Raw genomic sequence first — 20,757 nt, 5'->3', positions numbered from 1 at the left:
GCCGACCGCAGTGCCACCCCTCGGTAGGATCGAGGGGTGGCAGTGAACCAAGATCTGGTCGGCCGGGAGTTCCCGCCGACGTCCCCCTACCTCGTCGGCCGCGAGAAGGTGCGCGAGTTCGCGCGCGCGGTCTTCGCCGACGCCCCGCAGCACACCGATGTCGAGGCTGCGCGTGCGGCCGGTTTCGCCGATGTCGTGGCGCCGCCGACCTTCGCGATGGTCATCCAAGACCTCACGCTGCAGCAGCTGCTGGCCGAACCCGACTCGGGCATCGTGCTGGCGCGCACGATCCACGCCGAGCAGAAGTTCGCCTACTCCCGCCCGATCGTGGCGGGGGACGAGCTCACCGGCCGGTTGCGCGTGACCGCGATCCGCATGATGGGCGGCAACGCCATGATCACCAGCGCGGCCGAGATCACGGATGCCGCCGGCGAGCACGTCGTCACCGCCACCAGCGTGCTGCTGGTCGGCGCCGAAGAAGGAGCAGAGTGATGCCGTTCGCTGTCGGAGACGTCGTCGCAGAGCGCACGGTGCACATCACCCGCGAGTCGCTGGTGCGATACGCCGGAGCGTCCGGTGACTTCAACCCGATCCACTACCGTGACGACGTCGCCGCCGAGGTGGGCCTGCCGGGCGTCCTCGCACACGGAATGCTCACGATGGGCATCGCATCGTCGGTGGTGGTCGCAGCTCTCGAACCGGGCACGCGCATCCTCGACTACGGCGTGCGGTTCACCAAGCCCGTCGTGGTCGACCCCGCTGACGGAGCCGACCTGCACGTCGTCGCCACCGTCGGCGCCGCCGACGAGGAATCGACTCGCATCGATCTCAAGGTCACCTTCGGCGAGACGACTGTCCTCGTCAAGGCGCAGCTGCGCGTCGCCGCCTGATGGGCGACGACGTGGTGCACGAGGTCGAGCCGCTCAGGCTCGCGAATCTCACGACCCTCCGAACGGGTGGTGCGCCCGAGCGGATGCTCGAGGCGTCGACGACCGACGAATTGATCGGTGCGCTCACCGACGTGTGGTCACGCGGTGACGAGTGGTTCGTCCTCGGTGGCGGCTCCAACCTGTTCATCGGGGACGACTCGTTCGAGGGAACCGTCATCCGCATCCTCACCCGCGGAATCGAAGAGCTTCCGTCGCCGCATGCCGGACGCATCCGGCTTCGCGCGCAGGCCGGGCACGGCTGGGACGATCTCGTCGCCTACGCCGTCGAGCGCGGGTATGCCGGACTCGAGGCGATGAGCGGCATCCCGGGCACCGTCGGCGCCTCGCCGGTGCAGAACATCGGCGCATACGGTCAGGAGATCCAGGAGACCCTGGTCGAGGTCGAGCTGATCGACGAGGCGACGGGCGAGGTGTCGGTCGTCCCGGCATCAGAGCTCGGTCTCGGGTTCCGCACCTCGGTGCTCAAGCATCACTACGGCAGCGTGCCGCAGCGCCGCGCCGTCATCCTGTCGGTCACCGTCGATCTTCTCGTCGCCGAAGAGCGCGTCGTGCGCGGTGAGCAGCTGCGCAGGGCGCTGGGCCTCGATTCGGACGCCCCTGTGCCGCTCAGCTGGGTGCGCGAGAGGATCCTCGCGACGCGTGCCTCGAAGGGGATGCTGCTCGACGAGAACGACCCTGACACGCACGGCGTCGGCTCGTTCTTCCAGAATGCGATCGTGCCCGAGGTCGTCGCCCGTGCCCTGCCGCCCGAGTGCCCGCGGTGGCCCGTGACCCCCGACCTCGATACCGTCACCGTGATTCCGCTCGCCTCCTACGACGGGTATGTGCCTGCCGCGAAGCCGGAGGCGCCCGATGTGAAGGTGAGCGCCGCCTGGCTGATCGAGCAGGCCGGAATCCGCAAGGGGTTCAAGCTGCCGAGGTCGCGTGCATCGGTCTCGACCAAGCACGCCCTCGCCCTCACCAACCGTGGCGGCGCGACGGCAGCCGAGGTGTCGGAGCTCGCCCGCTTCATCCAGAGCCGTGTGCACGCCGAGTTCGGTCTCGTGCTGCAGCCGGAGCCCGTGCTGCTCGGCGTCGAACTCTGACATCGCCGGGCTCCGCCGAGCATCACGCCCGACTGACAACGTGGCCCGTTCGCCGTACACTCGCGGCATGAGCGGACTGATCCCCTACCTGCTGTTCCCGGGCAACGCGGCCGAGGCATTGGAGCACTACCGTTCCGTCTTCGGGGGGACGCTCGAGCTCCTCGACTACGCCGGAGCAGGACGCCATGACGGGCCGGCGGATGCGATCGCGCACGGACAGCTCAGTGGGCCGGTCGAGCTGGCGGGAGCAGACGCCGGCGCCGATGACGATGCGGTGCAGATGAGTGGGATGTTCCTCTCCCTGCTCGGCACCGCGGATGCGACGACGCTGACGAGCTGGTTCGATCAGCTGGTCGCGGACGGACGTGTGATCGATGCCCTGCAGAAGCGCCCGTGGGGGGACTATGACGGAACGGTCATCGATCGCTACGGCATCCGCTGGCTGATCGGATTCCACGACGAGGCGTGACGCCGGCCGGGCATGCTCACGCCCCCCTGCGCGACGACGCCCCACCCCGTTGCCGTCTGACCGATCGGGTGGACGGCGGGGTGAGGCGTCGGCGATGAAGGTCAGGCGAACAGGCGCTGCAGCCGCTGGACGCCCTCGAGGAGCTGGTCGTCGCCGAGCGCGTACGACATGCGGATGTAGCCCGAAGGGCCGAAGGCCTCGCCGGGAACCACTGCGACCTCCGCCTTCTCGAGGATGAAGTCCGCGAGTTCGAGCGAGGTGGTCGGTGTGACTCCGCCCCAGGTGCGACCGAGCAGGCCTTGCACGTCGGGGTAGACGTAGAAGGCGCCGAGCGGGTTGGGCACGACGAGCCCGTCGATCTTCGACAGCTCCGACACGATCAGTCGGCGACGACGGTCGAACGCCTCGCGGAACTGCTCGGCCTCGGTCTGCGGGCCGTTGAGGGCGGCGATGGCGGCCCGCTGCGCGATGTTGTTCACGTTGCTCGACAGGTGCGACTGGAGGTTGGCGGCGACCTTGATGGCATCCACCGGTCCGACCATCCAGCCCACACGCCAGCCGGTCATCGCATAGGTCTTCGCGACGCCGTTGACCAGGATGGTCTGGCCGGCCACCTCGGGGACGGCCTCGACGATCGAGGTCGCCTTGATGCCCTCGTAGGTGAGGTTCTGATAGATCTCGTCGGAGATCACCCAGATGCCGTGCTCGAGCGCCCATTCGCCGATGGCCTCGGTCTCCTCGGCCGTGTACACGGAGCCTGTGGGGTTCGAGGGCGAGACGAACACGAGCGCGGTCGTGCGCTCGGTGCGGGCGGCCTCGAGCTGTTCGACCGTGACCTTGTAATCCTGGTCGGCGCCGGCGAACACCTCGACCGGGGTGCCGTCGGCGAGGCGGATCGCCTCGGGGTACGTGGTCCAGTACGGGGCGGGGAGCAGCACCTCGTCGCCCGGGTTGACCACGGCCTGGAACGCCTGGTACACCGACTGCTTGCCGCCGTTGGTGACGATCACCTGGCTCGGCGAGACCTCGAGTCCCGAGTCCCGCAGCGTCTTCGCCGCGATCGCCTCACGCAGCGCCGGGAGTCCGGGAGCCGGGGTGTATCGGTAGCTCGCCGGGTCGGCGAGCGCCTCGGCCGCTGCGTCCACGATGAACTGCGGAGTCGCGAAGTCGGGCTCGCCCGCGGCATACGAGATGACGGGCTTGCCTTCGGCCTTGAGGGCCTTCGCCTTCGCGTCGACCTTGAGGGTCGCGGATTCGGCGATGGCTGAGAGCTTGCGAGAGAGAGGAGCGCGTTCGGTCACGACTACGAGCGTACCCGGGTGGGGCGCGTCGATGACGGGTCGGATGCCATCAAGATTCACGGTTCTTTCGGGCTGGTCGCAGGTTCTGCAGACGCCCCGGTTGCCGCGGTGGTGCGCCGCCGTCGCTGCACGAGGAAGAACGCGACGATCGCGACAGCGAGACACGGGACGCCGAACGGCAGGGTGGCGCGGAACTCCTCGGTCAGTGCGGTCGAGATCGCGATCGCGAGCATGAGGACGGCGCCGACGACCGCCCCGGGGCGGGCGCCCCAGACGGAGTACTTCGGCTTCTCGCCGCGAGCGGCGAGAGCACGGCGGAAGGCCACGTGCGTCACGAAGATCATGAACCAGGTGAAGAGGGCTCCGAACATCGAGATGGCGAACATCATCGTGAACGCGTCTGCCGGGTTGAGCACGTAGATCACGGTGGCGACGGCGATGCCGCCGGTCGAGAGGAGGAGCGCGTTCAACGGTGCCCCGTTCTTGGCGACCGTGCCGAACATCCGGGGGGCTTCGCCGGCGCGTGACAGCGAGAACATCATCCGGGTCGAGATGTACAGCTGGCTGTTCATGGCCGACAGTGCGGCGATGATCACCACGAAGTTCAGCACGGAGTCGGCGAAGGGTATGCCGATGACCTGCATGACCGTCACGAACGGGCTCGATCCGGAAAGGATCTCGGAGACCGGTGCGATGGAGACGATCAGGGAGAGCGTGAGGATGTAGAAGATCAGCAGGCGGAACGCCGTGACCTTGAAAGCCTTCTTGACCGCCTTCTCGGGTTCGGCGGCCTCGCCGGCCGCGACGGCGATCATCTCGATGCTGAGGTAGCTGAAGATCGAGACGATCACGGCGAACCACATGCCGCTCAGGCCGTTCGGCATGAAGCCGCCTTCGGCACCCCAGTTGTGCACGCCGCGCCGCTGGTCGCCCGAGAAGAAGACCAGCCAGCCCGCGACCAAGATGAATGCGAGGATCGCGAACACCTTGATCGCGGAGAACCAGTACTCGAGCGTGCCGAAGCTCTTGACGTTCATCGCATTCACGAGGATCAGCGCACCGCCGAACAGCACCACCCAGATCCACGGGGGGATGCCGGGGAACCAGAGCTGCATGTACTCGCCCACCGCCGTCACCTCGGTGCCGACCGCGAGCACGATGCACCCCCAGTACATGTATCTGACCAGAAACCCGGCCAGCGGTCCGATGTAGTGCTCGGCGTAGGCGCCGAAGGAGCCGGAGGTCGGGTGCTGCACTGTCATCTCGGCGAGGCCGCCCATGAGCAGCAGCGCGATCATGCCACCGATCAGGTAGCTCAGGATCACACTGGGCCCGGCGAAGCCGATCGCGAATCTGCTCCCCAGGAACAGGCCGGTGCCGATCGCCCCGCCGAGTGCGATCATTCCCAGCTGCCGTGCGGTGAGCGACTTCTGCAGACCGATCTCTCGGGTCTGGATGTCGGAGAATTCAGCCATGGTCGTCCTTCAGCGTCGTTGCATGCGGATCAGGATGCGCGGTGGAGGCGATGTTCGGCCAGAGCGCGTCGAGAGTATTGCAAGGATTCGATCTCGATGGCACAGTCGTGAAGATGATTCGAGATGAGTTGAGATTCTCGAACAGGATTCGACTACAGCGGCAAAGGCAGGAAACGATGACTCTCGCGCTCACTGACGCCGACCGGAGGATCCTTCGGGAGCTCGCGCAGGATGGACGACTGTCGAACAAGGAGCTCGCGGCCCGAGCCGGGATCGCTCCGTCGACCTGTCACGGGCGGGTGCGCATGCTGGAGGAGGCGGGAGTGATCCGCGGCTACCGCGCGGACGTCGATCCGCAGGCCGCGGGGGCAGCGATCAGCGCGCTGATCTCGGTGGCCGTGCTCAACCATGCGCGGAGCCAGGTCACCGAGATCGTACCCGTCATGCGGGCGATCCCCGGGGTGCAGCAGGTGTTCCTTCTCGGCGGCGAGCGCGACATCGTGATCCACGTGGCGATGGCCGACGTGCCGGCCCTGCGCGAGTTCATCAGGGTGCACATCGGCTCGCATCCCGATCTCGGCCAATCGCAGACGCAGCTCATCTTCGAGCATGCGATCGGCGCGGTGCCGGCGTGATCAGCCTCGGCTCGGAGGTGCCCGGTGCCCGGTACGCTGAGGTCACATGACGGCGGACGAGGATGCGGTGGACACAGACGACCTGATTCCCGAGGCCGTCGTCCGGCCGCAGCATCTCATCGTGACGGTGTTCGGGCGCTATGTCCGTGCTCACGGAGGCGAGATCCGCATCGCGGCGCTGATCGAGATGATGTCGGCGCTGGGCGTCGAGGCGGGTGTCGTGCGCTCATCCGTCTCGCGGTTGAAACAGCGCGGCATCCTCGTGAGCGAAGGCGGAGGCGCCTACCGACTTTCGTCATCGCTGGAGGATGTGTTCGCGGCCGGCGACCGTCGCATCTTCGAGTCGCGTCGCGCGGAGTCGGGTGATCGGTGGCTGCTCGCCTCGTTCAGCGTGCCCGAGAGCGAGCGTCCGCTGCGGCATCAACTGCGCAAGCTCCTGCAGCGGCTGGGTTTCGGACAGGTGACCGGTGGTCTCTGGATCGCGCCTGGGCTGATCGCGGAGGAAGCCGAGACCGCGCTCGCCGGCTCGGGCCTGGACGGCTTCGTCGAACTGTTCCTCGGTTCACGTCTCTCGAGAGATCCGCTCGAGGGGGCAGTGCGCGAGTGGTGGGATCTCGAGGCGATGGAGCCGCTGTATCGCGGGTTCATCGAGACGTTCAGCGGCCTGAGCGGGGAGACCGACGAGCGACTCGCCTTCGCGGGGCACGTCCGGGCGATCACCCAGTGGCGACGCCTCGTGTACCTCGACCCCGGGTTGCCGCTGAGTCTCCTTCCGGAGGGGTGGGTGGGTGTCGAGGCGGCGAGTGTCTTCGACGAGCTGCATGCCGCCCTCGAGCCTGCCGCCGAGCGCTTCGTCAGCTCCGTGATGGACTGACGCTTCATATCGCTGTCGCACTTGCGTGACGGTCGTCACATATGTGACACTTCTTCGACACGGAGCGAAGGAGCTTGCATGACCGAGCAGGAACTGCACTGGGAGCGCATCCCTCAGGTGACCCGCAGCGGCGAAGAAGACACGCAGACGATGTCGTCGGGCGGCTGCATCCGGGTCTCCGGTGTCGGGCCCCAGCACACCGAGGCCACGAAGATCTGGTTCGGTCAGGTGTCGAACGACCCGGGGTACCGATCGCTGCCGCACCATCACGGCGAAGCCGAGACTGGCGGATACGTCCTGCGTGGTCGGGCGCGCATCTACTTCGGCGAGGGATACCGTGAGCACCTCGACATGGCGGCGGGCGACTGGGTCTTCGTGCCGCCGTTCATGCCGCACGTCGAAGCCAACATGTCGGTGACCGACGAGCTGGTGTGGCTCACGACGCGCACACCCGACAACATCGTCGTGAATCTCGACGACGTCGATGATTCGACGCTCGACGGCTTCCGTCGCTTATGAGCACGTCAGACGCCTTCCACCGGGCGATCGGCCTGATCGAGGTCGAGACCGCTCACGCCGAGCGGGCATTCGAGGCCCAGCCGCAGCCGGTGCCCTGGCCCAAGGCCTACGGCGGAGACATGGTTGCACAGAGCGTCGCGGCGGCTCTCCGCACGGTCGACGGGGACCGGTCTCTTCAGTCGGTGCACAGCACGTTCATCCGCGGTGTCGACGTCACGGAGCCGGTGCACTACGAAGTCGAGATCATCCGCGACGGCCGAGGGTTCTCGACGCGGCATGTGCGCGGGCACCAGCACGGCCGGCTCGCCTTCATGGGAACCATGTCGTTTCACGTCCCCGAGGCGTTTCCGGAGCACGGCCCTCTCATGCCGGATGCGCCGATGCCGGAGCTGCTGCGCTCTTCCGCCGAGGTGCTCTCCGGTCTTTCGGGCGGCGACGTCGAGTACTGGTCTCACGGACGCAGTTTCGATATGCGTCACGTTCCCGGTGCCGTGTATGTCGAGGTGGAGGGCGAGCGCACCGCACACCAGGCGGTCTGGGTGCGCGCGTTCGATCGGCTCGATGACGACCCGCGCACGCACCAGCTGGCGATCGCCTATGTCTGCGACTACACGATCCTCGAACCCGTGCTGCGCGTGCTCGGTCTGCCGTGGCGCGCTGAGGGACTGGTGACAGCGAGCCTCGATCACGCGATGTGGTTCCACGCTGCTGCTCGCGCCGACGAATGGCTGCTCTATGCGCAGGAGAGCGCAGCGATCTCCGACGGCCGCGGCCTCGGGCTCGGACGCTTCTTCACCCGCGATGGACGGCTCGTCGCCACCGTCGCGCAGGAGGGGATGATCCGCCCGGGTCGTCCGCTCTGACTCCTACACAACCTCGCCCCCGAAGGGACCAGCAATGACGCTTTCCCCCACTGCGCACGTCGACACGTTCACACGTGACGCGCTGCCGCCGACCGACCTGTGGCCGACCCTGGAGTTCACCATCCCGGACGTCCGGTACCCCGAACGGCTGAACGCCGCAGTCGAGCTCCTCGACCGCACGATCGACCGTTTCGGGCCCGATCGGGCGGCGATCCTGCTCGCAGACAGATCGTCGTGGAGCTATGGCGAACTCCGACGGCGGGCCGATCAGTTCGCTCAGGTCCTCGTCGAAGACCACGGCCTCGTGCCCGGCAACCGGGTGCTGCTGCGCATGCTCAACGGCCCGTGGACGGTCGCATGCTGGCTCGGGGCGCTCAAGGCAGGAATGGTCGTCGTCACGACCATGGTGGCGTGGCGTGCCCGAGAGCTGCGCCCGATTGCGGAGCGCGTACGACCGGGTGTCGCGGTGGTCGACCATCGCGGCCTGGGCGATGCCGAGACGGCGTTCGCAGGCCTGGGCGAGAGACCCGCCGTGATCGTGGCCGGCGGAGATCCGGACTCGTTGGTGATCGCATGCGATGCGAAGCCCGGGGGCTTCGTCGCCGTCGACACGGCGGCCGACGACGTCGCGCTCCTCGGCGCGACCAGCGGCACAACCGGTGTGCCGAAGATCACCATGCACTTCCACCGTGACATCCTCGCGAACGCCGACACGTTCGGCCGACATGTGCTGCACCTCGCATCCGACGATGTGAGCGCCAGCACGGCGCCGCTGGCGTTCACCTTCGGGCTCGGCGGGAACGTGGTGTTCCCCCTGCGGACCGGCGGTGCGATGGTGCTGGTCGAGCGGGCGACTCCTGTCGAGTTGGCGAAGCTCATCGAGCCGCTCGGCATCACCGTGCTCTACACCGCACCCACGGGTTACCGCAGCATCATCAAAGAAGGGCTGGCCGGCGAGCTGAAGCGGCTGCGCATCGGCATCGCCGCGGGAGAGCACCTCACGATCTCCACCTTCGACGCGGTCGAGGCCGCCAGCGGACTCCGACTGATCAATGGCATCGGAGCGACCGAGATGCTGCACGTGTTCATCTCGGCATCCGGAGACGACATCCGGCCAGGCGCGACGGGCCGGGTCGTTCCCGGCTACCGTGCGGCCATCCTCGACGAGGACGGCCGAGAGCTCGGAGCGGGCGAGCCGGGTCGACTCGGGGTGATCGGGCCCACCGGATGCCGCTACCTCGACGACGAGCGTCAGAGCGTCTATGTGCACGACGGGTGGAACATCACGGGCGACACGTTCGTGCGGGACGAAGACGGATACTTCACCTTCCAGGCACGAAACGACTCGATGATCGTGACCGCCGGGTACAACGTCGGGGCACCGGAGGTCGAGGAGGTCATCCTCGGCCACGAGGATGTGCTCGAATGCGCGGTCGTCGGCTGCGAGGATCCCGAACGGGGGATGATCGTCGCCGCGTTCGTCGTGCCCCGTGAGGGGGTCGCCGGGTCGGACGCGCTCACGGCGAGCATTCTCGATCACGTCAAGGCCCGTCTTGCGGTGTACAAGTGCCCCCGACGCGTCGACTACCTCACCGCGCTTCCCCGTAATCCCAGCGGCAAGGTGCAGCACTTCATCCTTCGCGAACGGGCGGCCGCTTCGGCCGACGTCGCCGTCACAGAAACCCGAGGAGCCTGACATGCGCGCAGCCGTCATCGGCGGAGGCCCCGCGGGGCTCTACTTCGCCGCTCTCATGAAGCAGCTCGATCCCACCCACGAGATCACGGTCTGGGAGCGCAACGCCCCAGACGACACGTTCGGATTCGGGGTGGTGTTCAGCGATGAGACCCTCGGTGGGATCGAGAACGCCGACCCGGTGATCGCACAGCGGATGAGCGAGCAGTTCGCGCGCTGGACCGACATCGACGTCGTATTCGGAGGCGAGACCCACACCATCGGCGGCCAGGGGTTCGCTGCGATGGGGCGGAAAGAGCTGCTGCAGCTGCTGCAGCAGCGCTGCCTCGAGCTGGGGGTCACGATCCTCTTCCGCACTCCGGCGCCCGGCGCCGCGGAACTCATGGAGGAGTACGACCTCGTGCTCGGCGCCGACGGCATCAACTCCTTCGTGCGAGGACAGTTCGCGTCCGAGTTCGGTCCCGACCTCGATCGCCGTGTCTCGAAGTACATGTGGCTCGGCACCGATCGGGTGTTCGAGGCGTTCACATTCGCCGTGCTGAACACGCCACACGGTGCCATGCAGCTGCACGGATACCCGTACTCGGATGAACGAAGCACCTTCCTCATCGAGATGCACGAGGATGTGTGGCGAGCGGCGGGGCTCGACGCGACTGAGCACGAGGTCTTCCCTCCCGGCGTCAGCGACGAGCGTTCGGTCGCGAAGCTCCGCGAGCTCTTCGCCGAGGTGCTCGACGGCCACGAGGTGCTCACCAACAACTCGAAGTGGCTGAACTTCACGACGGTCCGCAATGAGCACTGGCACCACGAGAACCTGGTGATCCTCGGGGACGCGGCGCACACAGCGCACTTCTCGATCGGATCCGGCACGAAGCTCGCCATGGAGGACGCCCTCGCGCTCGCCGCATGCGTGCACGAGCATGCCTCACTCGACGCGGCGCTCGACGCCTACGAGACCGAGCGCCGCCCGGTCGTCGCGTCGACCCAGCGCGCAGCGCAGGCATCGCTCGAATGGTTCGAGCAGATCGGTCAGTACGCCGGTCAGGAGCCCCTGCAGTTCGCTTTCAACCTGCTGACGCGCAGTCGAAGGATCACACTCGAGAACCTGGCGATGCGCGATCCCGAGTTCGCCGCGGAGATCGTCCGCGGCGCACCGCTGCCCAGCCGCGTCGACGCAGAACCGGCGATGTTCCGGCCGCATCGCATCGGTCGACTCGAGCTGAAGAACCGCATCGTCGTGTCGCCGATGGACATGTACTCGTCGGTCGAGGGGGTTCCGGGGGACTTCCACCTCGTGCACCTCGGCTCAAAGGCGATGGGCGGGGCGGGACTCGTCATGACCGAGATGGTGTGCGTGTCGTCGGAGGGGCGGATCACACCGGGATGCGCGGGGCTCTACTCCGATGAGCAGAGCCGCGCGTGGCAGCACATCGTTCGATACGTGCACGGCAACTCTTCGGCGATGATCGGGGTGCAGATCGGTCACTCCGGCCGCAAGGGCTCCACCAGGCGCATGTGGGACGGGATCGACAAGCCCCTCGAGCAGGGCAACTGGGACCTGGTCGCACCGTCTGCGTTGCCCTATGGGGCGGAGAATCAGGTCCCGCAGGAGATCGATCGCGAGACCATGACGGCGATTCGCGAAGAGTTCGTCGCTGCGACCCGTCGCGCCGCCGCTGCGGGATTCGATCTCGCCGAGCTGCACGCCGCACACGGATACCTCATCTCCTCGTTCCTGTCGCCGGTCTCGAATCAGCGGGCCGACGAATACGGCGGTCCGCTCGAGAATCGGCTGAGATACCCGCTCGAGGTCTTCGATGCGATGCGCGCCGTGTGGCCGGAGGAGCTGCCCCTGACGGTTCGGCTGTCGGCCGAGGACTGGATCGACGGGGGGAACACGGTCGATGACGCCGTCGAGATCGCACGTGCCTTCATCGCCCACGGCGCTGCGGCGATCGACGTGTCCTCCGGGCAGATCGCGAGGCACGAGACGCCGCGGTACGGTCGCAGCTATCAGACACCCTTCGCCGACGCGATCCGCAACCGGGTTGCGGCGGCGGCGGGCGTCAGCGTGATCGCGGTCGGCGCCATCTCGAGCTACGACGACGTCAATTCGATCCTGCTCGCGGGCCGCGCCGACCTCGTCGCCCTCGGTCGAACCCATCTGTGGGATCCGCAGTGGACCCTGCATGCGGCTGCGGATCAGGGTTACCGCGGGGCGGGAGCGGAGTGGGTGGCGCAGTTCCGCGCCGGCTCGCGCAAGCCGCCGTCGTCGCGCACCGATGCGGTGCGACCCCGCCTCGCGCTCGTCAGAGATGCGAAGCGAGACGTCGCGGAGTCGAACCACCGTCGTTGGGTGCCGGCACCCACGTCGGTCGACGCTCTCTCGCGCTGACACAGCGTCGACCGACGCGCACATCGACAGACACATCGACAGACACACAGACACTAAGGAGACCGCACATGTCGCGGCAGATCATCAATCCCGAGTCGCTCGTGAAGCCGAGCGGATTCGCCCACGGCGTCCGGGCCGGAGAGTTCGTCTATCTCGGCGGCCAGACCGCGATGGACGCCGACGGGCACATCGTCGACGGAGGCATCGTGGAGCAGTTCGTCCAGGCGTTCTCCAACGTGCTCACCACACTCGCCGCGGCCGGAGGCGCACCGCGAGATCTGGTCGACGTCACCATCTACCTCACCGATGTCGACGACTATCAGCGCAACGGTCGCGAGATCGGGCGCCGTTGGCGGGAGCTGGCCGGCACAGAGTACCCGGCGATGGCGGGCATCGGGGTCACGCGGCTGTGGCAGCCCGAGGCGCTCATCGAGATCCAGGGCGTGGCACACCTGTCGGCATCGCAGGAGAGCTGATGAGACTCGCCACGGTGCGTCTGCCCGACGGCACGCGCGCCGCAGTCGGAGACGACGCCGGATGGGTGGTGCTCGACGAGGCCGATGCGCAGGACCTGATCAGCATGCCAGCCTGGCGGACGCGCGCAGAGGCAGCGCTGCGGCACCCGGCCAGAGTCGAGGTCCAGGCGCACGAGTTCGCGAACCCGGTGCCGCGCCCCTCGAAGGTGTTCTGCTGCGGATTGAACTACCGTGATCACATCGTCGAGACCGGGCGCCCTGTGCCCGAGTTCCCAACCCTGTTCGCCAAGTTCGCGGACACCTTGACGGGCGCTGAGGACGACATCGTCGTGCGCAACACCGACAAGCTCGACTGGGAGGCGGAGCTCGCCGTCGTCATCGGCGCCGAAGTGCATCGGGGCGACCGTGAGCAGGCCAGGGCCGCGATCCTCGGATATGCGGTGTCGAACGACATCTCGATGCGCGACTGGCAGCAGCGCACGCTGCAATGGCTGCAGGGCAAGGCGTTCGATGCGACGACGCCGGTGGGCCCGTGGGTGGTCACCGCGGACGAAGTGGACCCTCGCGACGGGCTGCGCATCACCTGCGCGGTGAACGGCGAGCTGGTGCAGGACGCGGACACATCCGAGCTCGTGTTCGATGCCGCCGACCTGGTCGCCTATGTGTCGCAGATCACGGTGCTGCGGCCGGGGGACATCGTGCTCACCGGCACGCCCGGAGGAGTCGCGCTGGGGATGCCGGAGCCGCGGTGGCTTCGCGACGGCGATGTGGTCACGACCGAGATCGAGGGGATCGGCGCGCTGCGCAACACCATCCGGTTCGACGACGAGCCGTAGCGGAGCGCAACCGACACACAGAGAAGGCCGGGGAGTCGATCCCCGGCCTTTTCTGCGCTGTATGCGGTGTCGGTCAGGCGGTCGGGATGCCGTGAGCCTTCGCCACGGCGTCCAGCGTGATGCGCCCCCCCTCGACGTTGAGGCCCTTCGCGAGCGCGGCGTCGTCTGCCGCCGCGCGCTCCCAGCCCTTGCCCGCGATGGCGGAGACGTAGGGGAGGGTGGCGTTGGTCAGCGCCCGTGTGGCCGTCTCCGGCACAGCGCCGGGCATGTTCGCGACGCAGTAGTAGATCGAGTCGTGCACGGCGAAGGTGGGGTCGTCGTGCGTCGTGGGACGCGAGCCCTCGAAGCATCCGCCCTGGTCGATCGCGATGTCGACGAGCACCGAGCCGGTCTTCATGCCGGCGACCATGTCGTCGGTGACGAGCTTCGGTGCTGCGGCACCGGGGATCAACACGGATCCGATCACCAGATCGGCCGTAGCGAGCTCCTCGGCGATGTCGTAGCGACTCGACGCGCGGGTCTGGAGAGCGCCGCCGTAGCGGTGCTCGAGCTCGCGAAGCCGTGGCAGGGAGATGTCGATCACGGTCACCTGGGATCCGAGTCCTAGCGCGTTCGCAGCCGCGTGCTCGCCGGCGACACCGCCGCCGATCACGACCGTCTTCGCTCGCGGTGCTCCGGCGATGCCGCCCATCAGCACGCCGCGTCCCCCCGCGGATCGCATGAGGGAGTATGAACCCATCGTCACCGAAAGGCGACCTGCGATCTCGCTCATGGGCACCAGGAGAGGCAGGCTGCGGTCGGGCAGCTGCACCGTCTCATAGGCGACGGCGGTGGTTCCCGCGTCGACGAGCGCAGTCGTCAGCGCCCGGTCTGCGGCGAGGTGCAGATACGTGAAGAGGGTGAGGTCGGATCGCAGGAAGCCGTACTCCTGAGCGATCGGCTCCTTCACCTTGATGAGAAGCTCTGCCTCGCCCCACGTCTCCTCGGCCGTCTCGACGATCTCGGCGCCGGCGATCCGGTAGGCCTCATCGGAGATGCCCGAACCGACGCCGGCTCCGGACTGCACGAGCACGCGGTGGCCCTCGTGGACCAGACGGTCGGCGCCCGCGGGGGTGAGCGCGGTGCGGTTCTCGTTGTTCTTGACCTCGGTCGGCACGCCGATCTTCATTGATCCTCCAAATGACGGTTGCGTGAGTGCATCTCAGAATCGCAGAAACGTCGATCATTCGACAGAAAGACTGAACAACATTCGTCCATCGAGTGAATCCTGCATAATCGTTCGCATGGAGACGTCACCCGAAGCCCCTCAGTCGAACACCCTTCGGGCGCCGGCCCTCGATGCGATCGATGCGAGGATCGTACAGCTGCTGAGCGCCGACGGGCGGATGACGAACGCCGAGCTCGCAGGCCATCTCGGAGTGGCACCCTCGACGGCACACGCGCGCCTGCGCGCGCTCGTCGATCGGGGAGTCATCAGCGGCTTCCACGCGAGCGTCGACGAGCGGAAGCTGGGTGCGGGCCTGCAAGCCGTCATCGGTGTGACCCTGCGCCCGAGCGGGCGCCGGGAGAGCATCGTCGAGTTCGCCGATCGGGTGCGGGCGCTGCCGCAGGTGATCCAGGTCTTCTTCCTCGGCGGAGACGACGACTTCCTGCTGCACATCGCCGTCGCGGACTCCTCCGAGATGCGGGAGTTCGTGCTCGAGCACCTGTCGGCGCAGAGCAGCGTGGCGTCGACGAGGACCAGCATCGTGTTCGACTACCACCGCAATTCGGTCGCCGCGTCGTTCCGCTGACGCGCGTGACGGCTGGTGGCGCGCCGCTGTCGAGGCCGCTCGCAACGTATATTGCATGGCTCCTGGCGCGAACCTAGGGTGAGGGCGGGGACGGAGCAGCCGATGCGCACGCGGCGGGCTTCCGCTGGGGGTTGCGATGGGGCGAATGATCGACGACGCGGAGTTGGCCGGCTGGCTCGCCCGGCTCTCGGGCGGACTGTGGTCGTCATCGATCGGAGGCGCCGAGGCGTTCGCATTTCCCTCGTGGTTCTCCGAGCAGATCATTCGCCTCGACGGTCGAATCGGCATGCTGCAGCTGTCGAACTTCGGCGCGATGAAGGCCGACGATCCGGATGCGTTCGAGGCGGCGCTGCTTCGCAGATCCATCGGCTCGACCATGCTCTACAGCACCCTCGAGACGGCGCACACCGTGAGCTACGAGCGAGCGATCGCCGAGGGTGAGGACATCATCATCGTCGGGATGGTGCAGCAAGGCAGGCAGCGCCTGAACACCGCGGCGGGGGTACAGGCCATGGGCATCGGCCGCGTCGGCTTCATGTCGAGCCTGGGCCCATCGGCCGTCGAGCAGTTCGGGGTCACCAACTCGACCGGGGTCGTCGTTCCCGTGGCCGCCCTCCCCGGCTATCGGCACGTCCTCGCTCGAGGGGCCGACATGTTCCCGGACACCCCCCTCACCCGGGCAGCGGGAGCCTCACTCGCGCGGATGCTGTTCGAGTGGGCGCAGGATCCGGATCAGGGTCAGGGGGCGCTCGCCGGCACCGAGGCGGCGCTGATCGCGCTCGTGCGAGGGCTCTTCCGACAGTTCCCCGGCGACGGCGAGACCAGCCGGACGAGTGAATTCCGCGCGGAAGCGGGGCGCATCATCGAGCGGCGGCATCGTGATCCGGCATTCGGCATCGCAGAGCTCGCCGCCGAACTGCACGTCAGCCGTCGCCAGCTCTTCCGCATGTATGAAGGCGCCGACGAGAGCCCGGCGAACCGCTTGCTGCGTCGGCGTCTCGTGACGGCGCGTGAAGAGCTGCTGTCGACACCCCCGCAGGACCTTGCGGCGGTCGCAGCTCGATCCGGTTTCGCCGACGCGTCCGCACTTCGGGCCCAGTTCTCCCGACACGTGGGGCACAGTCCCAGTGCCTTCCGCCTCGCCGCTCGTACGCAGCCGCCGCGTCTCGCCGAGGCGATGCTGCTCAGCGACGAGCAGTCCGCCCCGACCGTCTGACAGAGGTCGGCCCATCGGGCCGACCCGGTCGGGGCTGTCCGTCGTGGACCGACGCACGCGCCCGCGTGGGGCTGCCGTGTGCTGTCCGGCTGCTTCGGCGACCCCCGCCAGAAGAAGCCGGCCCAGGGGTCGACCCGCGTGGGGCTGGCGTGTGCGGCCCGGGTGGTTCGCCGACCCCGCCAGAAAGTGACACATGATCGCGAATCCGGTGCCAACTCGGGTTCTGCGTGCCGGGCCGAGCGCACGGGGTGACGCAACGTCCTGCGGCGGTTCCGGATCGTCGGAGCCGCTCCTAACCTGAACCTGCCCGTGTCCCCAGGCGGGCCATGACGGCAGATCGCGACGGAGCTCCGCTCCTGGCGCATCGGCCGTCACGGCTTCCGGACGCGGCGGGATCGCCCGTCCGGAAGTTCGGGGGACAGGCGCGAAAGCGTCGGGCATGACGGACCACCTGCGCGAGGGCGCGGGTGGACGTGCGGGTGCTTCGGTCAGGGGAGACCGGGGCACCCGCGAATCCCCCTCGGTGTCACGCGCCGAACGAGGAAGGCAGCGCGCAGTAGTCGGCGAAACGACGTGTCGGCGCCGCTGGATCGGTGAGATCGACGATCGCACTGGCGACCGAATGAGGCGCCTCGTCGCCGGCGAGCTGCCAGACGGTGAAGTTCCACAGTCCCCTCGCGGTCGCGCTCAGCAGCACGGCCGGGCCGGAGACCACCAGAACCGTCGCCGTCTCTGAGCCGGCGCGGAACGGCGCGACCGCATCAGCGCGCAACGTCGATTCGGCGCCATCGTCGCTGTGCCAGCGCTCGACCCGCTGCCCCGACGCCCTCAACGCCGAGGCGAGGTCATCGGCCCCGCGACGGGAGCGCTCGGCATCCGCTCCGGCGACGGCGACCAGGCGGCTTCCTCGGGGATAGAGATGCAGGAACTCGGAGGAGATGTCTGACCACACGTCGCTCATGTTCTCAGGCTACGCCCGACTGTCGCGGCGGGCTCCGACAGTCAGCGCATCGAACGCGACGGAGCCCCTCGGACGCCGATCGACGGCTTCCGAGGGGCCCTGCTCCGAAGGCCGAAGGCCGAAGGCCTCAGGCCTCCTCGACGAGGAAGCGGCTGTAGGCGCCGAGCGTCAGGAAGGCCGGGAACTCCTCCTGAAGTGCGACGTCGCGGAAGACCTCCGCCGCATCGTCGAAACGGTCACCGGCAGATCGTGTCGCCTGAGCGAGCACATCGCGGATCAGGCCCTCGATGTACTCGGCCGTGATCGGCGTGCCGTCCTCGGTGGTGCGGTCCTGATGGATCCACTGCCACACCTGCGAACGGCTGATCTCCGCGGTGGCGGCATCCTCCATCAGGTTGTCGATCGCGACCGCGCCGAGCCCTCGCAGCCACGCCTCGAGGTAGCGGATCGCCACGGAGACGTTGTCGCGCACGCCCTGAGCCGTGATCGGGCGTCCGATGTGCACATCGAGCAGCTGTGCCGCGGTCACTGCGACCTCGGGCCGCTGACGACCGACCTGGTTCGGTCGCTCGCCGAGCACGGCGTCGAACTCCGCCTGCGCCGTGGGGATCAGATCGGGGTGCGCCACCCAGGTGCCGTCGAAGCCGTCGCCGGCTTCGCGCTTCTTGTCGGCCGAGACCTTCTCGAACGCCCGTGCGGTGACCTCGGGGTCGCGACGGTTCGGGATGAACGCGCTCATGCCGCCGATCGCGTACGCGCCCCGCTTGTGGCAGGTCTGCACGAGCAGCTCGGTGTAGGCCCGCATGAACGGCACTGTCATCGTGACCTCGCTGCGATCGGGGAGCACGAAGCGGGCGCCGCGACCGCGGTAGTTCTTGATGATCGAGAAGATGTAGTCCCAGCGTCCGGCGTTGAGGCCCGCGCAGTGGTTGCGCAGCTCGTAGAGGATCTCGTCCATCTCGAACGCCGCAGGCAGCGTCTCGATGAGCACCGTGGCGCGGATCGTGCCGTGCGGGATTCCGATGTACTCCTCGCTGAACGAGAACACGTCGTCCCACAGCTTCGCCTCTTCGCTCGACTCGATCTTCGCGATGTAGAAGTAGGGCCCGCGGCCGTTCGCGATGAGCTCCTTCGCGTTGTGCAGGAAGTACAGGCCGAAGTCCACGAGCGAGCCGGATGCCGCGGTGCGGCGCCCCGCCCGATCGGTGAACTGCAGGTGCTTCTCCGGCAGATGCCATCCGCGGGGGCGCATCACGATCGTGGGAGTGCGCTCCGCGGTGACGCGGTATTCCTTGCCCGGCCCCGATTCGGTCGACGGGCCGGTGAAGGAGAGCTCGCCGCGGATCGCGTCGCGGAGGGACAGCTGACCCTCGATGACGTTCTTCCACGTGGGGCTGGTCGCATCCTCCTGGTCGGCGAGCCAGACGCGAGCGCCCGAGTTCAGGGCATTGATCGTCATCTTCGGGTCGGTCGGACCGGTGATCTCGACGCGACGGTCCTCGAGACCGGGGCCTGCGCCGGCGACGCGCCACTCGGCATCCTGACGGATGTGCGCGGTGTCGTCGCGGAATCGGGGGTCGTGGCCGTTGCCGATCTCGAACCGCCGGCGCATCCGGTCGGCCAGTCGATCGTGTCGGCGGGAGGCGAAGCGGTGGTGCAGCTCGGTGAGGAACGCGATCGCCTCGGGGGTGAGGATCTCGTCGTAGCGGTCGCGCAGGGGGCCGGTGACGGTGATCGCCGGTCCCTGCTGCGTGGTCTGGATCGGAGCGGTGGTCGGGGGGGCGGTGGGAGTGGTCATGATCTGAGTCCTTGGGAATGGCTTAGTGGAACTGCGCGGCTTCGGTGGAGCCGGCGAGGGCGAGGGTCGCGCTGTCGGGGTTGAGCGCAGTGGAGATGACGTCGAAGTAGCCGGTGCCCGCCTCGCGCTGGTGCTTGGTGGCGGTGTAGCCGTTCGCCTCGGCGGCGAACTCGGCCTCCTGCAGCTCGACGTACGCGCTCATGGCGCGCTCGGCGTAGCCGCGGGCGAGGTCAAACATCGAGTGGTTCAGGGCGTGGAAGCCGGCGAGCGTGATGAACTGGAACTTGTAGCCCAGGTCAGCCAGCTCCTGCTGGAACGTCGCGATCTCGGCGTCCGACAGGTGGCGCTTCCAGTTGAAGCTCGGCGAGCAGTTGTACGCGAGCAGCTTGCCCGGGAACTCGGCATGGATCGCCGCGGCGAACTCTCGGGCCAGCTCGATGTCGGGCTCACCTGTCTCGACCCACAGCAGATCGGCGTACGGCGCGAACGCGAGGCCGCGGCTGATGACCGAGTCGATGCCGGGGCGGATGCGGTAGAAGCCCTCGGCCGTGCGCTCGCCGGTGGTGAACTGCTGGTCGCGCTCGTCGACATCGCTGGTGAGCAGGTCGGCTGCGAGAGCATCCGTCCTGGCGATGATCACCGTCGGGACGCCGGCCACGTCGGCGGCGAGACGTGCGGCGTTCAGGGTGCGGATGTGCTGCTGCGTGGGCACCAGCACCTTGCCGCCGAGATGGCCGCACTTCTTCTCGCTCGCGAGCTGGTCCTCCCAGTGGATCGCCGCGGCGCCCGCCTGGATCAGCGACTGCGCGAGCTCGTAGGCGTTGAGCGGGCCGCCGAACCCGGCCTCGGCATCGGCCACGATCGGCGCGAGCCAGTCCTGGGTGACATCGCCCTCGGCGTGCTCGAGCTGGTCCTGACGGATCAGCGCGTTGTTGATGCGACGCACGACCGCCGGCACCGAGTTCGCCGGGTAGAGCGACTGGTCGGGGTAGGTCTGGCCGGCGAGGTTGCCGTCGGCCGCGACCTGCCAGCCCGAGAGGTAGATCGCCTTGAGGCCCGCACGCACCTGCTGCACGGCCTGGCCGCCGGTGTAGGCGCCGAGCGCCCGCACGTAGTCCTCGGTGTGCAGCAGGTTCCAGAGGTTCTCCGCTCCGCGATGGGCGAGGGTGGAGTCCTCGCGGACCGACCCGCGGATGCGGATGACGTCGTCGGCCGAGTACGTGCGCTCGACGCCGTCCCAACGGGGATCGGTCTCCCAGATCTCCCGGAGCTCGGCGGCCGTCTGAACCTGGTCGCCGGCACGCAGACCTGCGGGGCGGGGTGTGTGGTTCTGAGCGGTGTTCGTCATGGTGTCTCCTCCGTTGGATGCCCGGACCGTGAAGCCGGGTGGCGTGTTTCCACTGTGGGTGAAGAAGCCG

The 20,757-nt window shown here is 67.9% G+C and carries 20 protein-coding genes; 14 read left to right on the top strand and 6 right to left on the bottom strand.

What is annotated here, in order from left to right; all coding sequences use genetic code 11:
- Window positions 1-36: 36 nt before the first annotated feature.
- From ACZ0AA_RS08830 to ACZ0AA_RS08815, 4 genes are all read left to right on the top strand, one after another.
- The gene (locus ACZ0AA_RS08830) at window positions 37-492 is read left to right on the top strand and encodes an FAS1-like dehydratase domain-containing protein (protein WP_311259493.1); all 456 of its coding nucleotides are present in this window, start codon (window positions 37-39) and stop codon (window positions 490-492) included.
- Window positions 492-890 (top strand): MaoC/PaaZ C-terminal domain-containing protein, encoded by a 399-nt coding sequence (locus ACZ0AA_RS08825; RefSeq protein ID WP_400865978.1) that lies wholly within the window; start codon window positions 492-494, stop codon window positions 888-890. Before ACZ0AA_RS08830 ends, ACZ0AA_RS08825 begins: the two co-directional genes overlap by 1 nt.
- Complete coding sequence (locus tag ACZ0AA_RS08820; RefSeq protein ID WP_400865975.1) at window positions 890-2,035, top strand: UDP-N-acetylmuramate dehydrogenase; 1,146 nt, start codon at window positions 890-892, stop codon at window positions 2,033-2,035. Before ACZ0AA_RS08825 ends, ACZ0AA_RS08820 begins: the two co-directional genes overlap by 1 nt.
- A 67-nt stretch (window positions 2,036-2,102) precedes the next feature.
- Window positions 2,103-2,504 (top strand): VOC family protein, encoded by a 402-nt coding sequence (locus ACZ0AA_RS08815; RefSeq protein ID WP_400865971.1) that lies wholly within the window; start codon window positions 2,103-2,105, stop codon window positions 2,502-2,504.
- Window positions 2,505-2,605: 101 nt separating this feature from the next.
- Here ACZ0AA_RS08815 and ACZ0AA_RS08810 read toward each other — a convergent pair whose 3' ends face one another.
- Complete coding sequence (locus ACZ0AA_RS08810; RefSeq protein ID WP_400865968.1) at window positions 2,606-3,805, bottom strand: pyridoxal phosphate-dependent aminotransferase; 1,200 nt, start codon at window positions 3,803-3,805, stop codon at window positions 2,606-2,608.
- Window positions 3,806-3,861: 56 nt separating this feature from the next.
- A complete protein-coding gene (locus ACZ0AA_RS08805; protein WP_400865965.1) occupies window positions 3,862-5,280 on the bottom strand; it encodes an amino acid permease in 1,419 nt (472 codons plus the stop codon).
- Between the two features lie 176 nt (window positions 5,281-5,456).
- On the opposite strand from ACZ0AA_RS08805, the gene ACZ0AA_RS08800 reads away from it, so the two are divergent.
- The 8 genes from ACZ0AA_RS08800 to ACZ0AA_RS08765 all read left to right on the top strand — a co-directional run bounded on the left by ACZ0AA_RS08800 (window position 5,457) and on the right by ACZ0AA_RS08765 (window position 13,571).
- Entirely contained in the window at window positions 5,457-5,915 is a 459-nt protein-coding gene (locus tag ACZ0AA_RS08800; RefSeq protein WP_400865962.1) for an Lrp/AsnC family transcriptional regulator, read from the top strand.
- 46 nt (window positions 5,916-5,961) lie between these two features.
- Window positions 5,962-6,789, top strand: coding sequence for a PaaX family transcriptional regulator (locus ACZ0AA_RS08795; RefSeq protein ID WP_400865959.1), 828 nt, complete (start codon window positions 5,962-5,964; stop codon window positions 6,787-6,789).
- Between the two features lie 78 nt (window positions 6,790-6,867).
- The gene (locus tag ACZ0AA_RS08790) at window positions 6,868-7,308 is read left to right on the top strand and encodes a cupin domain-containing protein (protein ID WP_400865956.1); all 441 of its coding nucleotides are present in this window, start codon (window positions 6,868-6,870) and stop codon (window positions 7,306-7,308) included.
- Entirely contained in the window at window positions 7,305-8,171 is an 867-nt protein-coding gene (locus tag ACZ0AA_RS08785) for an acyl-CoA thioesterase (RefSeq protein WP_400865953.1), read from the top strand. The genes ACZ0AA_RS08790 and ACZ0AA_RS08785 overlap by 4 nt, the downstream gene beginning before the upstream one ends.
- Window positions 8,172-8,205: 34 nt before the next feature.
- Window positions 8,206-9,867 carry an AMP-binding protein gene (locus ACZ0AA_RS08780; RefSeq protein WP_463512697.1) on the top strand — a complete coding sequence of 554 codons (1,662 nt, stop codon included), beginning with the start codon at window positions 8,206-8,208 and terminating at the stop codon, window positions 9,865-9,867.
- Window position 9,868: 1 nt separating this feature from the next.
- Complete coding sequence (locus ACZ0AA_RS08775) at window positions 9,869-12,259, top strand: bifunctional salicylyl-CoA 5-hydroxylase/oxidoreductase (RefSeq protein ID WP_400865947.1); 2,391 nt, start codon at window positions 9,869-9,871, stop codon at window positions 12,257-12,259.
- A gap of 68 nt (window positions 12,260-12,327) precedes the next feature.
- Window positions 12,328-12,735, top strand: coding sequence for a RidA family protein (locus ACZ0AA_RS08770; protein WP_400865945.1), 408 nt, complete (start codon window positions 12,328-12,330; stop codon window positions 12,733-12,735).
- Window positions 12,735-13,571: a fumarylacetoacetate hydrolase family protein gene (locus tag ACZ0AA_RS08765; RefSeq protein ID WP_400865942.1), complete on the top strand. Its 837-nt coding sequence runs from the start codon at window positions 12,735-12,737 to the stop codon at window positions 13,569-13,571. The genes ACZ0AA_RS08770 and ACZ0AA_RS08765 overlap by 1 nt, the downstream gene beginning before the upstream one ends.
- A gap of 73 nt (window positions 13,572-13,644) precedes the next feature.
- Here the strand turns inward: ACZ0AA_RS08765 and ald are convergent, their stop codons facing one another.
- Window positions 13,645-14,739, bottom strand: a complete 1,095-nt coding sequence (gene ald, locus ACZ0AA_RS08760) for an alanine dehydrogenase (protein WP_400865939.1) — start codon at window positions 14,737-14,739, stop codon at window positions 13,645-13,647.
- Window positions 14,740-14,854: 115 nt separating this feature from the next.
- Between ald and ACZ0AA_RS08755 the strand changes: the two genes are divergently transcribed.
- Both ACZ0AA_RS08755 and ACZ0AA_RS08750 read left to right on the top strand, forming a co-directional pair.
- The gene (locus tag ACZ0AA_RS08755) at window positions 14,855-15,364 is read left to right on the top strand and encodes an Lrp/AsnC family transcriptional regulator (RefSeq protein ID WP_400865936.1); all 510 of its coding nucleotides are present in this window, start codon (window positions 14,855-14,857) and stop codon (window positions 15,362-15,364) included.
- A 145-nt stretch (window positions 15,365-15,509) separates the two neighbouring features.
- Complete coding sequence (locus ACZ0AA_RS08750) at window positions 15,510-16,580, top strand: helix-turn-helix domain-containing protein (RefSeq protein ID WP_463512696.1); 1,071 nt, start codon at window positions 15,510-15,512, stop codon at window positions 16,578-16,580.
- Between the two features lie 526 nt (window positions 16,581-17,106).
- Here ACZ0AA_RS08750 and ACZ0AA_RS08745 read toward each other — a convergent pair.
- The 3 genes from ACZ0AA_RS08745 to aceA form a co-directional block, all read right to left on the bottom strand.
- Complete coding sequence (locus tag ACZ0AA_RS08745) at window positions 17,107-17,541, bottom strand: hypothetical protein (protein WP_463512695.1); 435 nt, start codon at window positions 17,539-17,541, stop codon at window positions 17,107-17,109.
- 127 nt (window positions 17,542-17,668) lie between these two features.
- On the bottom strand, window positions 17,669-19,339 hold the full coding sequence (gene aceB / locus ACZ0AA_RS08740) for a malate synthase A (protein ID WP_463512694.1): 1,671 nt from the start codon (window positions 19,337-19,339) through the stop codon (window positions 17,669-17,671).
- Window positions 19,340-19,361: 22 nt separating this feature from the next.
- On the bottom strand, window positions 19,362-20,687 hold the full coding sequence (aceA, locus tag ACZ0AA_RS08735) for an isocitrate lyase (protein WP_463512693.1): 1,326 nt from the start codon (window positions 20,685-20,687) through the stop codon (window positions 19,362-19,364).
- Window positions 20,688-20,757 lie beyond the last annotated feature (70 nt).

Source organism: Microbacterium sp. AC035 (genome assembly GCF_979258485.1).
Note: the sequence above shows the minus strand (reverse complement) of the source record. Positions and strands in the feature narration are given on the sequence as shown.